The sequence below is a fragment of the Streptomyces sp. NBC_00028 genome (assembly GCF_045041065.1).
Classification (GTDB): Bacteria; Actinomycetota; Actinomycetes; order Streptomycetales; family Streptomycetaceae; genus Streptomyces.
Genome location: NZ_CP108293.1, coordinates 4,535,533 through 4,549,792, shown reverse-complemented (window position 1 = coordinate 4,549,792; position 14,260 = coordinate 4,535,533). Strand labels below are relative to the sequence as shown.

Annotated in this window: 9 protein-coding genes and 3 rRNA genes; 10 read left to right on the top strand and 2 right to left on the bottom strand. The window is 65.1% G+C overall.

The genetic code is table 11. From position 1 onward, the window contains the following. Positions 1-51: 51 nt before the first annotated feature. Together OG885_RS20270 and OG885_RS20265 are read left to right on the top strand one after the other, a co-directional pair. Positions 52-558, top strand: coding sequence for an EamA/RhaT family transporter (locus tag OG885_RS20270; protein ID WP_405733513.1), 507 nt, complete (start codon positions 52-54; stop codon positions 556-558). A 73-nt stretch (positions 559-631) separates the two neighbouring features. Then, positions 632-1,399, top strand: a complete 768-nt coding sequence (locus tag OG885_RS20265; RefSeq protein WP_405733504.1) for a class I SAM-dependent methyltransferase — start codon at positions 632-634, stop codon at positions 1,397-1,399. On the opposite strand, the gene OG885_RS20260 is transcribed toward OG885_RS20265, so the two are convergent. Continuing rightward, positions 1,363-2,805 carry a SulP family inorganic anion transporter gene (locus OG885_RS20260; RefSeq protein WP_405733502.1) on the bottom strand — a complete coding sequence of 481 codons (1,443 nt, stop codon included), beginning with the start codon at positions 2,803-2,805 and terminating at the stop codon, positions 1,363-1,365. The genes OG885_RS20265 and OG885_RS20260 overlap by 37 nt on opposite strands. Before the next feature lie 253 nt (positions 2,806-3,058). On the opposite strand from OG885_RS20260, the gene OG885_RS20255 reads away from it, so the two are divergent. The 3 genes from OG885_RS20255 to proC all read left to right on the top strand — a co-directional run bounded on the left by OG885_RS20255 (position 3,059) and on the right by proC (position 5,648). After that, on the top strand, positions 3,059-3,919 hold the full coding sequence (locus OG885_RS20255) for an ABC transporter ATP-binding protein (RefSeq protein ID WP_405733499.1): 861 nt from the start codon (positions 3,059-3,061) through the stop codon (positions 3,917-3,919). Beyond that, a complete protein-coding gene (locus OG885_RS20250) occupies positions 3,916-4,707 on the top strand; it encodes an ABC transporter permease (RefSeq protein ID WP_405733496.1) in 792 nt (263 codons plus the stop codon). The genes OG885_RS20255 and OG885_RS20250 overlap by 4 nt, the downstream gene beginning before the upstream one ends. Positions 4,708-4,838: 131 nt before the next feature. After that, positions 4,839-5,648, top strand: a complete 810-nt coding sequence (proC, locus tag OG885_RS20245; RefSeq protein ID WP_405733493.1) for a pyrroline-5-carboxylate reductase — start codon at positions 4,839-4,841, stop codon at positions 5,646-5,648. Positions 5,649-5,694: 46 nt separating this feature from the next. Here proC and trpS read toward each other — a convergent pair whose 3' ends face one another. Next, complete coding sequence (gene trpS / locus OG885_RS20240; protein WP_405733490.1) at positions 5,695-6,714, bottom strand: tryptophan--tRNA ligase; 1,020 nt, start codon at positions 6,712-6,714, stop codon at positions 5,695-5,697. 837 nt (positions 6,715-7,551) lie between these two features. On the opposite strand from trpS, the gene OG885_RS20235 reads away from it, so the two are divergent. The 5 genes from OG885_RS20235 (at position 7,552) to OG885_RS20215 (ending at position 14,247) form a co-directional block, all read left to right on the top strand. Beyond that, positions 7,552-9,077 (top strand): 16S ribosomal RNA (locus tag OG885_RS20235). A gap of 303 nt (positions 9,078-9,380) precedes the next feature. Continuing rightward, positions 9,381-12,503 (top strand): 23S ribosomal RNA (locus tag OG885_RS20230). Between the two features lie 113 nt (positions 12,504-12,616). Further along, positions 12,617-12,733 (top strand): 5S ribosomal RNA (rrf, locus tag OG885_RS20225). Together the 16S, 23S and 5S rRNA genes form the textbook arrangement of a ribosomal RNA operon. Before the next feature lie 62 nt (positions 12,734-12,795). Continuing rightward, positions 12,796-13,440, top strand: coding sequence for an HAD family hydrolase (locus tag OG885_RS20220; RefSeq protein WP_405733487.1), 645 nt, complete (start codon positions 12,796-12,798; stop codon positions 13,438-13,440). Positions 13,441-13,521: 81 nt separating this feature from the next. Next, on the top strand, positions 13,522-14,247 hold the full coding sequence (locus OG885_RS20215; protein ID WP_405733484.1) for a VC0807 family protein: 726 nt from the start codon (positions 13,522-13,524) through the stop codon (positions 14,245-14,247). Positions 14,248-14,260 lie beyond the last annotated feature (13 nt).

The following is a 14,260-nucleotide window of genomic DNA, read 5'->3' as shown; positions in this document are numbered from 1 at the left end:
GCTGCTGAGCCCTCGCGGAGCCCGCGCCCGCCTCGGAGCCATAATCGACGCGTGAGCGACGACAACGGCACCCAGGAAACCCCGGCGGGCTCCGCACCCGGCCCCCGCCCGGAGCCGATCCGGTTCTTCGGCACGACCTGGGTCGACCATGACCACGGCTACACGGCCCGCCGTACGGGCGCCGCCGTCGGCTCCCTCGCTGCCGCCATCGCCTCCTGCCTCGTCCTCCGCTTCGCCTACGAAGGCCTCGCGATCGCCGACATCGGCAGCTTCGTCACCCTCCTGATGGTCGTGATGTTCGCGATCTGCAGCGCCCTCGCCTTCCGCCACACCTGGGACGGCTTCACCAAGCGCCCCGACCCCGACCGCCAGGCCTCCCTGCGCGGCCTGCTGGCCATCGGCTTCGTCGGCTCCCTCCTCGCCTACTTCTTCCGCTCCCTCACCGAGGCCCCGGGCGAGAAGCTCCATCGCGAGGAGTACGAGACGGCCCTCAAGCAGTACGAGAAGCGCAGCACCCGCCGCACCGGCAACCCGTCGAAGAAGCGCCGCCGCTCCTGAGCGCACCCGCCCCCGCATCCCCTCTCACCAAGAACTCACCGCGCCCCGCACCCACCTCCGCCACCATGGCGGTATGACGACGGCCTCCTCGCACACCGCCCGTGCCCACTCCTTCAACGCCGCCGCAGCCCAGTACGCGGCGAACCGCCCCTCCTACCCGCCCGCCCTCTTCGACGCCGTGGAGGACCTCGCGGGCCGGCCCCTCACCGGCGCCCGCGTCGCGGACATCGGCGCCGGCACCGGTATCGCCACCGCCCTGCTGCACGCCCGTGGCGCCGACGTGCTCGCCGTCGAACCCGGTGACGGCATGGCCGCCCAGTTCCGCCACAGCCACCCCGACATACCGATCGTCCGCGGCAACGGCAACACCCTTCCCCTGGCCGACGCCTCCCTCGACCTCGTCACCTACGCCCAGGCCTGGCACTGGACCGACCCGGCCCTCGCCGGCGCCGAGGCGTTCCGCGTGCTGCGCCCGGGCGGCGCGCTCGCTCTGTGGTGGAACACCGACGCCCACGACGTGCCGTGGATCGCCGACGCCTCGCGGCGGATCGAGCGCCACTTCGCCGTGGACGTCACCGCCGAGCAGCGCAACGTCGGCGCCCGGGCCGTGGACCCCGCCGGCCGCCTCGGCCTGACCCAGCGCACGGTCCGCTGGAGCCGCCGCATCCCTGTCGACGCCCACCTGGCCAACCTCGGCAGCCACTCGATCTTCCTGGTCGCCGACGAGGAACACACCACGGCCTTCCTCACCGAGGAGCGCCGCCACCTGCTCCAGGTGTTCCCGGACGGAATCGTCGAGGAGACCTACGACGTGAAGCTGTTCGTCGCCCTCAACGCCTGACCCCGCCCGGCGGCCCACCCCTCCAGGGCCGCCGCGCAGGCGTGGTCCAGATGCCGCAGCCCGCCCAGCTCAAGCCGCACCTCCCGGTCGCGGGGCAACGCCTCCAACGCGTCGAGCAGCTTCGGCAGCCGCAGGAACGTGGCATGCCCCAGCACCCGCACGACCAGCCCGGCCTCACCCCGGTCCTCCGTCTCCACATGCACATGGCTGGCGTCCCACGCGGTCTTCGCCACCGCCAGCGCCAACCCCACCAACACCCCCTCGAAGAGATTGCCCACGACGATCGCCGTCGCGGTCACCACCAGCACGACCACCTCCCCCCGATGCCCGCGCCACAGCACCCGCACCTCCCGCACCGGCACGAGCTTGCACCCGGCGTGCACCAGCAGCGCGGCCAGAGCCGCCACCGGAATCACCCCGAGCACCCCGGGCACGACGACCGTGAAGAGCAGCAGCCACACCCCGTGCAGCACCCGCGACGCCTTGGTCCGGGCCCCCGCCTGCACGTTCGCCGCGCTGCGCACGATCACCGCGGTCATCGGCAGCGCCCCGAGCACCCCGCACACCGCGTTGCCCGCGCCCTGCGCGATCAGCTCACGGTCGTAGTCCGTACGCCGCCCGTCATGCAGCCGGTCCACCGCCGCCGCGCTGAACAGGGACTCCGCCGACGCGATCAGCGCGAACGCCACGACCGTCCCCAGCACGCCCACTTCCGTCAACCGGCCGACATCCGCGGCCTCCGGCAGCCGTACGGCATCCAGCAGCCCCCGCACCTCGACCCGCCGCACGTCCAGGCCGAACACCCCGGTCACCGCTGCCGCGACGCCGACCGCGACGAGCGGCGCCGGCACCAGACGCGCCCCGCGCTCCCACCGCGGCCACAGCAGCAGTACGGCAACTGTGGCACCCCCCACTGACAACGCCACCGGATCCAGCAGCGCCGGCAGCGACACCAGTCCGGAGAGCTTGGCGAGCCCGCCCCCGGGCGCGGTCGCGTCGCCCAGCGCATAGACCTGACCGGCGACCAGGACCAGTCCGATCCCGGCGAGCATCCCCTGCACGACCGCCACGGACACCGCCCTGAACCACCGCCCGAGCCGCAGCGCCCCGAGCCCGAGCTGTACCAGCCCGGCCCCGAACACCAGCGCCCCGAGCGCTCCGACCCCGTACCGGTGCACGGCCTCGTACACCAGCACGGTCAACCCCGCCGCCGGCCCGCTCACCTGAAGGCTGCTGCCAGGCAGCGTCCCGGCGACCAGTCCACCGACGATCCCGGTCACCAGCCCGAGCTCGGCGGGCACACCGGAGGCTATGGCGACCCCTACGCACAGCGGCAGCGCCACGAGAAACACGACGAGAGAAGCGAACAGATCGGCCTTGCAAGGACCATCGCGCAGGACACGCATATCAGGAGCACCTCCGGTTGCGAAGCCATCGGGAGATGCGTGGGCGTGCCGCGTCGGGGGAGTACCCGGCACTGAATCCCATTGTCAGGAAGGGGAGTTGATCGCGCAGCCCGTTCCGCCGAGCCACAGGGGGCTCTTGAGGCACACCGGCCGGACTGTCTGCTTCCGATCACGCCAGCACGCGCCTGCGCTGCCGCACCCGCCGCACGCACGCCGCTTGACGGGCCCTGGGCCCGAGAGCATTATTCATCGCATGATGAATTATGTGTCCGGTCCGCCCGACACCCCAGCCGTCCACGCCGAAGGCCTCACCGTCGTCCGCGGCACCCGCACGGTTCTGCGCGGCCTCGACTTCACCGTCCCCCGCGGCCAGATCACCGGCCTTCTGGGCCCCTCCGGCTGCGGAAAATCCACCCTCATGCGCTCCGTCGTCGGCACCCAGGCCAAGGTCACCGGTACCCTCGACGTCCTCGGCCGCCCCGCAGGACACCCCACCCTGCGCACCCGCATCGGCTACGTCACCCAAGCCCCCTCCGTCTACGACGACCTGACCGTCCGCCAGAACCTCGACTACTTCGCCGCGATCCTCACCCCCGGTCACGCCGCCGCCGACCGCCGCCACACCGACGTCACCCGGGTCATCCACGACGTCGACCTCACCAACCACGCCGACTCCCTCGCCGGCAACCTCTCCGGCGGCCAACGCAGCCGTGTCTCCCTGGCCGTGGCCCTCCTCGGCGCCCCCGAACTCCTCGTCCTCGACGAACCGACCGTCGGCCTGGACCCCGTCCTGCGCCGCGACCTCTGGAACCTCTTCCACGACATCACCACCCAGCGCGGCGCCACCCTCCTCATCTCCTCCCACGTCATGGACGAGGCCGAGCGCTGCCACCGCCTCCTCCTGATGCGCGAAGGCGAGATCCTCGCCGACGACACCCCGGACGCCCTGCGCACCCGCACCGGCGCCGACACCGTCGAAGACGCCTTCCTGCACCTCGTGGACGAGGCCGTCGCAGCCGGCCGCAGGCAGAACAAGACGGAGAGCAAGACGGAGAACAAGACGGAGAGCAAGAGGGAGAACAAGAAGGAGAACGACAAGGAGACGACTCGATGAGCACCACGACCGCGACCACCACACCCGTCACCCCCACCCCGACCAGCGCCCTCAACGCCTCCCGCACCCTCGCCACCGCAGCCCGCGTCCTGCGCCAGCTCCGCCATGACCCCCGCTCGATCGCGCTGATGATCCTGGTGCCCTGCGTGATGCTGTTCCTGCTGCGCTACGTCTTCGACGGCAGCCCGCAGACCTTCGACAACATCGGCGCCTCCCTGCTCGGGATCTTCCCGCTGATCACGATGTTCCTCGTCACCTCCATCGCCACCCTCCGCGAACGCACCTCCGGCACCCTCGAACGCCTCCTCGCCATGCCCCTCGGCAAAGGCGACCTCATCGCCGGCTACGCCCTCGCCTTCGGCACCCTCGCGATCATCCAGTCCACGCTCGCCACCGCCCTCGCCCTCTGGGGCCTGGGCCTCGACGTCACCGGCAGCCCCTGGCTCCTCCTCCTGGTCGCCCTGCTCGACGCCCTCCTCGGCACCGCCCTCGGCCTCTTCGTCTCGGCCTTCGCCTCATCCGAGTTCCAGGCCGTCCAGTTCATGCCGGCCGTGATCTTCCCCCAGCTCCTCCTCTGCGGCCTGTTCACCCCCCGGGACAACATGCACCCCGTCCTGGAGGCCATCTCCGACGTCCTCCCCATGTCCTACGCGGTCGACGGCATGAACGAGGTCCTCAAGCACACCGACATGACCGCCGCCTTCGTCCGTGACGCCCTGATCGTGGCCGGCTGCGCCCTGCTGGTCCTGGGCCTCGGCGCCGCGACCCTCAGGCGCAGGACCCAGTAGCCGCACGGGCGCCCACACCCCGCCCGGCCGTCCACCAGGACATCCCGCCCACCGGACAACCGAGCCACACCCCCACGCCCGGTGCGAGGATGAACCCCGGACGACGCAACCCCCGGAGGGCACCCGCAGCCATGACCCAGAAAGTCGCAGTCCTCGGCACCGGCAAGATCGGCGAAGCCCTGCTCAGCGGAATGATCCGAGGCGGCTGGGCCCCGGCCGATCTCCTCGTCACCGCCCGCCGACAGGAGCGAGCCGAAGAACTCCGTGCGCGCCACGGAGTCACCCCGGTTACCAACGCCGAGGCCGCCAAGACCGCCGACACCCTGATCCTCACGGTCAAGCCGCAGGACATGGGCACCCTCCTGGACGAGCTCGCCCCCCACGTCCCCGCCGACCGCCTGATCATCAGCGGCGCGGCAGGCATCCCCACCTCCTTCTTCGAGGAGCGCCTCGCCGCGGGCACCCCGGTCGTCCGCGTCATGACGAACACCCCCGCCCTCGTCGACGAGGCCATGTCCGTCATCTCCGGCGGCAGCCACGCCACCGCCGACCACCTCGCCCACGCCGAGGAGATCTTCGGCGCCGTCGGCAAGACGCTCCGCGTCCCCGAGTCCCAGCAGGACGCCTGCACCGCCCTCTCCGGCTCAGGACCGGCGTACTTCTTCTACCTGGTCGAAGCCATGACGGACGCCGGCATCCTGCTCGGTCTGCCCCGCGACAAGGCCCACGACCTCATCGTCCAGTCCGCGATCGGCGCGGCCACGATGCTCCGCGACAGCGGCGAACACCCCGTCAAGCTCCGCGAGAACGTCACGTCCCCCGCGGGCACGACGATCAACGCCATCCGCGAACTCGAGAACCACGGCGTACGAGCAGCCCTCATCGCCGCCCTGGAAGCCGCCCGCGACCGCAGCCGCGAGCTGGCCTCCGGCAACAACTGACCGCACCGGCCGCCCCACCCCGGGGAGGGGCGGCCCCGCGCCCGCCCTAAAGGCTCACGCCGATATCGGCGGCCGCCGGCAGCAAGCCGATCGCCCGATACGCGGCATCCACGGTCGGCCGAGCCATCGCCCTAGCCTTCTCCGCACCATCCCGCAGCACCCCCTCCACATAGCCCGGATCCGCGCACAACTCCTTGTGCCTCTCCTGCACGGGCCTCAGCACCTCCACCACGGCGTCCGCGGTGTCCTTCTTCAAGGCGCCGTACGACTCATATACACCGCTCAGCTCCTCGGGGTTCCCACCCGAGCAGGCCGCGAGGATCTCCAGCAGGTTCGCCACCCCCGGCCGAGCCTCCCGGTCGTACACGACCTCGGCCCCACTGTCGGTCACCGCCCGCATGACCTTCTTCCGCACCACGTCCGGCTCGTCCAGCAGATAGACGATTCCGGGCCCGACGTCGTCGCTCTTCCCCATCTTCGACGCCGGATCCTGAAGATTCATGACCCGAGCCGCCACCCCGGGACGCGTGACCCGAGGCACCACGAACGTATGGCCGTACCGCTGGTTGAACCGCACCGCGATGTCCCGCGCCAGCTCCACATGCTGCGTCTGGTCGTCCCCGACCGGCACCTCGTCCGTCCGGTACGCCAGGATGTCCGCCGCCATCAGCACGGGATACGTCAGCAGCGACAGCCGCACACTCCCGCCACGCTCCCGCTCCCGCGCGGCCTTCTCCTTGTACTGGATCATCCGCCGCATCTCACCGTCGGTGGCCACGCACTCCAGCACATACGACAGCCGCGCATGCTCGTCCACATGACTCTGCACGAAGACGGTGCACAGCTCCGGATCCAGCCCCGTGGCAAGCAGCAGGGTCGCCGCCTGCCGGCTGAGCCGCCGCACCCGCGCCGGATCGTGGTCCACGGTCAGCGCGTGCAGGTCCACGACGCAGAAGAGCGCGTCTGCCTGGTGCTGGTCCACGGCAGCCCACCGCCGCATGGCACCCAGGTAGTTCCCCAGCGTCAGATGCCCGGTCGGCTTGACCCCACTGAAGACACGCGTCATCTCTACTCCACCTCCTGGTCGGGACCGCCGCCTGCGCGGGCCGTCCCCCTGGAGCTCCGGAGGAGAAACGAGAACGGCCGCCGAAGCGGCGGCCGTTGAGTGCATACGTAGGTCCGGCCGCCGTCAGGCGGCCCACCACAGCTGGGTGTACGTACGCGTCGTCATGCGTCCCACAGTACGCCTGGAGGGTGCCCTCCGAAGTGGAGTTGACACACCCGGACCTGGTCCGTAGTGTTCTCCGAGTTGTCCGACGTGAGAGCCGACTCCGGTCGGTCCCCGGACAGCCATTCCGCAGGTACCAGCAAACAATCGACGATCCGTCGTCGTGCGTATTGCCGTGCGTATTCGCGAAATGAGGAATCCACGTTCGAAAGGACGCGGACCCCCGATTAGCTCGGGGGCCGGGAATCCGCTAAAGTCTCACTCGTCGGAACGGCCCAAGGGCCGGGAAGACAAGCCCCGCTGACTGGGAGTCAGGCCCGAAAGGATCTGATAGAGTCGGAACCGCCGGAAAGGGAAACGCGAAAGCGGGAACCTGGAAAGCACCGAGGAAATCGGAACCGGAAACGGTCTGATAGAGTCGGAAACGCAAGACCGAAGGGAAAAGCCCGGAGGAAAGCCTGAGAGAGTCTCTCGGGTGAGTACAAAGGAAGCGTCCGTTCCTTGAGAACTCAACAGCGTGCCAAAAATCAACGCCAGATTAGTTGATACCCCGTCTCCAGCCATTCGGTTGGGGCGAGGTTCCTTTGAAATAACACAGCGAGGACGCTGTGAACCATCGGATTATTCCTCCGGTGGTTCCGCTCTCGTGTGTGTCGACCGGATTACCGGTAAACATTCACGGAGAGTTTGATCCTGGCTCAGGACGAACGCTGGCGGCGTGCTTAACACATGCAAGTCGAACGATGAACCACTTCGGTGGGGATTAGTGGCGAACGGGTGAGTAACACGTGGGCAATCTGCCCTTCACTCTGGGACAAGCCCTGGAAACGGGGTCTAATACCGGATACCACTACCGCAGGCATCTGTGGTGGTTGAAAGCTCCGGCGGTGAAGGATGAGCCCGCGGCCTATCAGCTTGTTGGTGAGGTAATGGCTCACCAAGGCGACGACGGGTAGCCGGCCTGAGAGGGCGACCGGCCACACTGGGACTGAGACACGGCCCAGACTCCTACGGGAGGCAGCAGTGGGGAATATTGCACAATGGGCGAAAGCCTGATGCAGCGACGCCGCGTGAGGGATGACGGCCTTCGGGTTGTAAACCTCTTTCAGCAGGGAAGAAGCGAAAGTGACGGTACCTGCAGAAGAAGCGCCGGCTAACTACGTGCCAGCAGCCGCGGTAATACGTAGGGCGCAAGCGTTGTCCGGAATTATTGGGCGTAAAGAGCTCGTAGGCGGCTTGTCACGTCGGGTGTGAAAGCCCGGGGCTTAACCCCGGGTCTGCATTCGATACGGGCTAGCTAGAGTGTGGTAGGGGAGATCGGAATTCCTGGTGTAGCGGTGAAATGCGCAGATATCAGGAGGAACACCGGTGGCGAAGGCGGATCTCTGGGCCATTACTGACGCTGAGGAGCGAAAGCGTGGGGAGCGAACAGGATTAGATACCCTGGTAGTCCACGCCGTAAACGGTGGGAACTAGGTGTTGGCGACATTCCACGTCGTCGGTGCCGCAGCTAACGCATTAAGTTCCCCGCCTGGGGAGTACGGCCGCAAGGCTAAAACTCAAAGGAATTGACGGGGGCCCGCACAAGCAGCGGAGCATGTGGCTTAATTCGACGCAACGCGAAGAACCTTACCAAGGCTTGACATACACCGGAAAGCATTAGAGATAGTGCCCCCCTTGTGGTCGGTGTACAGGTGGTGCATGGCTGTCGTCAGCTCGTGTCGTGAGATGTTGGGTTAAGTCCCGCAACGAGCGCAACCCTTGTCCTGTGTTGCCAGCATGCCCTTCGGGGTGATGGGGACTCACAGGAGACCGCCGGGGTCAACTCGGAGGAAGGTGGGGACGACGTCAAGTCATCATGCCCCTTATGTCTTGGGCTGCACACGTGCTACAATGGCAGGTACAATGAGCTGCGAAACCGTGAGGTGGAGCGAATCTCAAAAAGCCTGTCTCAGTTCGGATTGGGGTCTGCAACTCGACCCCATGAAGTCGGAGTTGCTAGTAATCGCAGATCAGCATTGCTGCGGTGAATACGTTCCCGGGCCTTGTACACACCGCCCGTCACGTCACGAAAGTCGGTAACACCCGAAGCCGGTGGCCCAACCCCTTGTGGGAGGGAGCTGTCGAAGGTGGGACCAGCGATTGGGACGAAGTCGTAACAAGGTAGCCGTACCGGAAGGTGCGGCTGGATCACCTCCTTTCTAAGGAGCACTTCTAGGCAGCCGCAAGGTTGTCCAGAGGCCACTACGCAGGCAAACGTTCTGCGGTGGTTGCTCATGGGTGGAACGTTGATTATTCGGCACTTTCAGTCATCTCGGGCTGCCAGTACTGCTCTTCGGAGCGTGGAACGCTGATCACGAGTGGCGAAGGTGCCGGGCACGCTGTTGGGTGTCTGAGGGAATGAACCCCCTCGATGCCGGCCCCAGTGAACTTGTCCTGTAGAGGGCAGGGTGATGGGTGGCTGGTCGTTGTTTGAGAACTGCACAGTGGACGCGAGCATCTGTGGCCAAGTTTTTAAGGGCGCACGGTGGATGCCTTGGCACCAGGAACCGATGAAGGACGTGGGAGGCCACGATAGTCCCCGGGGAGTCGTCAACCAGGCTTTGATCCGGGGGTTTCCGAATGGGGAAACCCGGCAGTCGTCATGGGCTGTCACCCATACCTGAACACATAGGGTATGTGGAGGGAACGCGGGGAAGTGAAACATCTCAGTACCCGCAGGAAGAGAAAACAACCGTGATTCCGGGAGTAGTGGCGAGCGAAACCGGATGAGGCCAAACCGTATGCGTGTGAGACCCGGCAGGGGTTGCGCATGCGGGGTTGTGGGATCTCTCTTTCACAGTCTGTCGGCTGTGAGACGAGTCAGAAACCGTATGGATAGGCGAAGGACATGCGAAAGGTCCGGCGTAGAGGGTAAGACCCCCGTAGTCGAAATCTGTACGGCTCGTTTGAGAGACACCCAAGTAGCACGGGGCCCGAGAAATCCCGTGTGAATCTGGCGGGACCACCCGCTAAGCCTAAATATTCCCTGGTGACCGATAGCGGATAGTACCGTGAGGGAATGGTGAAAAGTACCGCGGGAGCGGAGTGAAATAGTACCTGAAACCGTGTGCCTACAAGCCGTGGGAGCGTCGGACATCAAGCTTGCTTGGTGTCTCGTGACTGCGTGCCTTTTGAAGAATGAGCCTGCGAGTTTGCGGTGTGTTGCGAGGTTAACCCGTGTGGGGAAGCCGTAGCGAAAGCGAGTCCGAATAGGGCGGTGGAGTAGCACGCTCAAGACCCGAAGCGGAGTGATCTAGCCATGGGCAGGTTGAAGCGGAGGTAAGACTTCGTGGAGGACCGAACCCACCAGGGTTGAAAACCTGGGGGATGACCTGTGGTTAGGGGTGAAAGGCCAATCAAACTCCGTGATAGCTGGTTCTCCCCGAAATGCATTTAGGTGCAGCGTCGTGTGTTTCTTGCCGGAGGTAGAGCACTGGATAGGCGATGGGCCCTACCGGGTTACTGACCTTAGCCAAACTCCGAATGCCGGTAAGTGAGAGCGCGGCAGTGAGACTGTGGGGGATAAGCTCCATGGTCGAGAGGGAAACAGCCCAGAGCATCGACTAAGGCCCCTAAGCGTACGCTAAGTGGGAAAGGATGTGGAGTCGCACAGACAACCAGGAGGTTGGCTTAGAAGCAGCCACCCTTGAAAGAGTGCGTAATAGCTCACTGGTCTAGTGATTCCGCGCCGACAATGTAGCGGGGCTCAAGCGTACCGCCGAAGTCGTGTCATTCATACAATAGGGCCAACGCCTGTATGGATGGGTAGGGGAGCGTCGTGTGCCGGGTGAAGCTGCGCCGGAAGGCAGTGGTGGACGGTTCACGAGTGAGAATGCAGGCATGAGTAGCGATTCACACGTGAGAAACGTGTGCGCCGATTGACTAAGGGTTCCTGGGTCAAGCTGATCTGCCCAGGGTAAGTCGGGACCTAAGGCGAGGCCGACAGGCGTAGTCGATGGATAACCGGTTGATATTCCGGTACCCGCTGTGAAGCGTCAAACATCGAACCAGGCGATGCTAAGGCCGTGAAGCCGCCCCGGAGCCTTCGGGCAAAGGGGAGTGGTGGAGCCGCCGGACCAGACTTGCAGTAGGTGAGTGATGGGGTGACGCAGGAAGGTAGTCCATCCCGGGCGGTGGTTGTCCCGGGGTAAGGGTGTAGGCCGAGTGGTAGGCAAATCCGCCGCTCATTAAGGCTGAGACCTGATGCCGAGCCGATTGTGGTGAAGTGGATGATCCTATGCTGTCGAGAAAAGCCTCTAGCGAGTTTCATGGCGGCCCGTACCCTAAACCGACTCAGGTGGTCAGGTAGAGAATACCGAGGCGTTCGGGTGAACTATGGTTAAGGAACTCGGCAAAATGCCCCCGTAACTTCGGGAGAAGGGGGGCCATCACTGGTGATCCGTTTTACACGGTGAGCTGGGGGTGGCCGCAGAGACCAGCGAGAAGCGACTGTTTACTAAAAACACAGGTCCGTGCGAAGCCGTAAGGCGATGTATACGGACTGACGCCTGCCCGGTGCTGGAACGTTAAGGGGACCGGTTAGTGCGCTTTCGGGCGTGCGAAGCTGAGAACTTAAGCGCCAGTAAACGGCGGTGGTAACTATAACCATCCTAAGGTAGCGAAATTCCTTGTCGGGTAAGTTCCGACCTGCACGAATGGCGTAACGACTTCTCGACTGTCTCAACCATAGGCCCGGTGAAATTGCACTACGAGTAAAGATGCTCGTTTCGCGCAGCAGGACGGAAAGACCCCGGGACCTTTACTACAGTTTGATATTGGTGTTCGGTTCGGCTTGTGTAGGATAGCTGGGAGACTTTGAAGCTCATACGCCAGTATGGGTGGAGTCGTCGTTGAAATACCAGTCTGGTCGTGCTGGATGTCTAACCTGGGTCCGTGATCCGGATCAGGGACAGTGTCTGATGGGTAGTTTAACTGGGGCGGTTGCCTCCTAAAGAGTAACGGAGGCGCCCAAAGGTTCCCTCAGCCTGGTTGGCAATCAGGTGTTGAGTGTAAGTGCACAAGGGAGCTTGACTGTGAGACCGACGGGTCGAGCAGGGACGAAAGTCGGGACTAGTGATCCGGCGGTGGCTTGTGGAAGCGCCGTCGCTCAACGGATAAAAGGTACCCCGGGGATAACAGGCTGATCTTCCCCAAGAGTCCATATCGACGGGATGGTTTGGCACCTCGATGTCGGCTCGTCGCATCCTGGGGCTGGAGTCGGTCCCAAGGGTTGGGCTGTTCGCCCATTAAAGCGGTACGCGAGCTGGGTTTAGAACGTCGTGAGACAGTTCGGTCCCTATCCGCTGCGCGCGCAGGAATATTGAGAAGGGCTGTCCCTAGTACGAGAGGACCGGGACGGACGAACCTCTGGTGTGCCAGTTGTTCTGCCAAGGGCATGGCTGGTTGGCTACGTTCGGGAGGGATAACCGCTGAAAGCATCTAAGCGGGAAGCCTGCTTCGAGATGAGTATTCCCACCCACTTGATGGGGTAAGGCTCCCAGTAGACGACTGGGTTGATAGGCCGGATCTGGAAGCCCAGTAATGGGTGGAGGTGACCGGTACTAATAGGCCGAGGGCTTGTCCTCAGTTGCTCGCGTCCACTGTGTTAGTTCTGAGGCAACGACCGTTGCCGGTTTTTTGAGCAGAACGCATCACTAATAACTACAGAGTGTGCTTGTTCGCTCGAAACCATTAGGGTTTCGGTGGTCATAGCGTGAGGGAAACGCCCGGTTACATTCCGAACCCGGAAGCTAAGCCTTACAGCGCCGATGGTACTGCAGGGGGGACCCTGTGGGAGAGTAGGACGCCGCCGAACAAATTTTGAGAAAACCCCCGCACCGGTTCGGTGCGGGGTTTTCTGCGTTTAGGCTCAAGGTTATGCGCTATGACCTGGTGATCTTCGACAACGACGGTGTCCTCGTGGACAGCGAGCCGATTTCCAATCGGTTGCTGGCCGCCTATCTGACGGAGCTCGGGCACCCGACCTCGTACGAGGACTCCATCCGGGACTACATGGGGTCCGCGATGCATCGGATCCATGATCTGGTGCTGGAGCGTACGGGGGAGCGGTTGCCGGCGGAGTTCGACGACGTCTTTCACCGGCGGGTGTTTGACGCGTTCGAGCGGGAGTTGAAGCCCGTGGGCGGTGCGGTGGATGTCCTGGAGGAGCTGGCGGGGGCCGGAGTGCCGTACTGCGTGGCGTCGTCCGGGAGTCACGAGCGGATTCGGGTGGGGCATCGGACGACCGGGCTGGACCGGTGGTTCGGGGAGTCGCGGATCTTCAGTTCGCAGGATGTGGGGCGGGGTAAGCCGGCGCCGGATCTGTTCCTGTACGCCGCCGAGCGGATGGGGGTGGCGCCGGAGCGGTGTGTCGTCGTCGAGGACAGTCCGCTGGGGGTCCAGGCGGCTGTGGCGGCCGGGATGGATGTGTACGGGTTCACCGCCATGACGCCCGCCGACAAGCTCGCCGGTGCCACTCAACTCTTCTCGGACATGGGGGACTTGGTCCATCTGCTTCGGTGATCTCGCGCCTGACATTTGTCATGGCTAGCTCCGGACGATCGTTTCTACTGGGGGACCCCTCGCGGACGAGAAGCTGAGGGCATGACGACGACGAGTACGAGCAAGCAGAACCCCTTCCGCCCCCTGGTCCTGGACGTGGCGGTGCCTGTCGGGTCGTACTACCTCTTCCGGGAAGCCTTCGGGATGAGCACCTTCGCCGCCCTGGCCTGGAGCAGTGTGGTGCCTGCCGGTCGGACGGTGTGGTGTGCGATCCGGGAGCGGAAGGCCAACGGGCTCGCGGGGCTCATCCTGGTCGTGAACGTCGTGTCGCTGCTGCTCAGCTTTGTCTCGGGGGATCCGCGGCTGATGCTGGCCAAGGACAGCGCGGTCAGCAGCACGGTCGGGATCGGGATCCTGGTGTCGGTGGTGCTGGGGCGGCCGATGATGACGGCCGCTCTCCAGCCCTTCCTCGTCAAGGCGGACGCGGCCAAGCAGGCCGCGTGGGAGCGGCTCCTGGGTGGTACCGCCTTCAGTTCGGCTTCGGCGGACTTCCGGCGGGCCGAGCGGGTCTTCTCCGTGGTGTGGGGTGTGGTGCTGCTCGCGGAGTGCGTGGCGCGGATCGTGGGGGCGTACACCGTACCCGTGGACACCATGGTGTGGTTGGGCTCGGTCGTCATGGTCGGTGCGATGGTGCTCGGGATGGTGGTGGGTGGGGCGCTGGGCGCCGGGCCCATGCAGCGGATGATCGCCGTAGAGGTTGAGGCCGGGGCTGAGGCCGGGGTTGAGGCCGAGGAAGCCGTCAAGGCGGGGGTTGCCGTCGCCGCCTGACGGGCTTGACCGT

Coding starts and splice junctions, on each gene's coding strand:
- OG885_RS20220 (WP_405733487.1), top strand. CDS start 12,796: ATGCGCTATGACCTGGTGATCTTCGACAACGACGGTGTCCTCGTGGAC.
- OG885_RS20260 (WP_405733502.1), bottom strand. CDS start 2,805: ATGCGTGTCCTGCGCGATGGTCCTTGCAAGGCCGATCTGTTCGCTTCT.
- OG885_RS20215 (WP_405733484.1), top strand. CDS start 13,522: ATGACGACGACGAGTACGAGCAAGCAGAACCCCTTCCGCCCCCTGGTC.
- trpS (WP_405733490.1), bottom strand. CDS start 6,714: ATGACGCGTGTCTTCAGTGGGGTCAAGCCGACCGGGCATCTGACGCTG.
- OG885_RS20255 (WP_405733499.1), top strand. CDS start 3,059: ATGATGAATTATGTGTCCGGTCCGCCCGACACCCCAGCCGTCCACGCC.
- proC (WP_405733493.1), top strand. CDS start 4,839: ATGACCCAGAAAGTCGCAGTCCTCGGCACCGGCAAGATCGGCGAAGCC.
- OG885_RS20265 (WP_405733504.1), top strand. CDS start 632: ATGACGACGGCCTCCTCGCACACCGCCCGTGCCCACTCCTTCAACGCC.
- OG885_RS20250 (WP_405733496.1), top strand. CDS start 3,916: ATGAGCACCACGACCGCGACCACCACACCCGTCACCCCCACCCCGACC.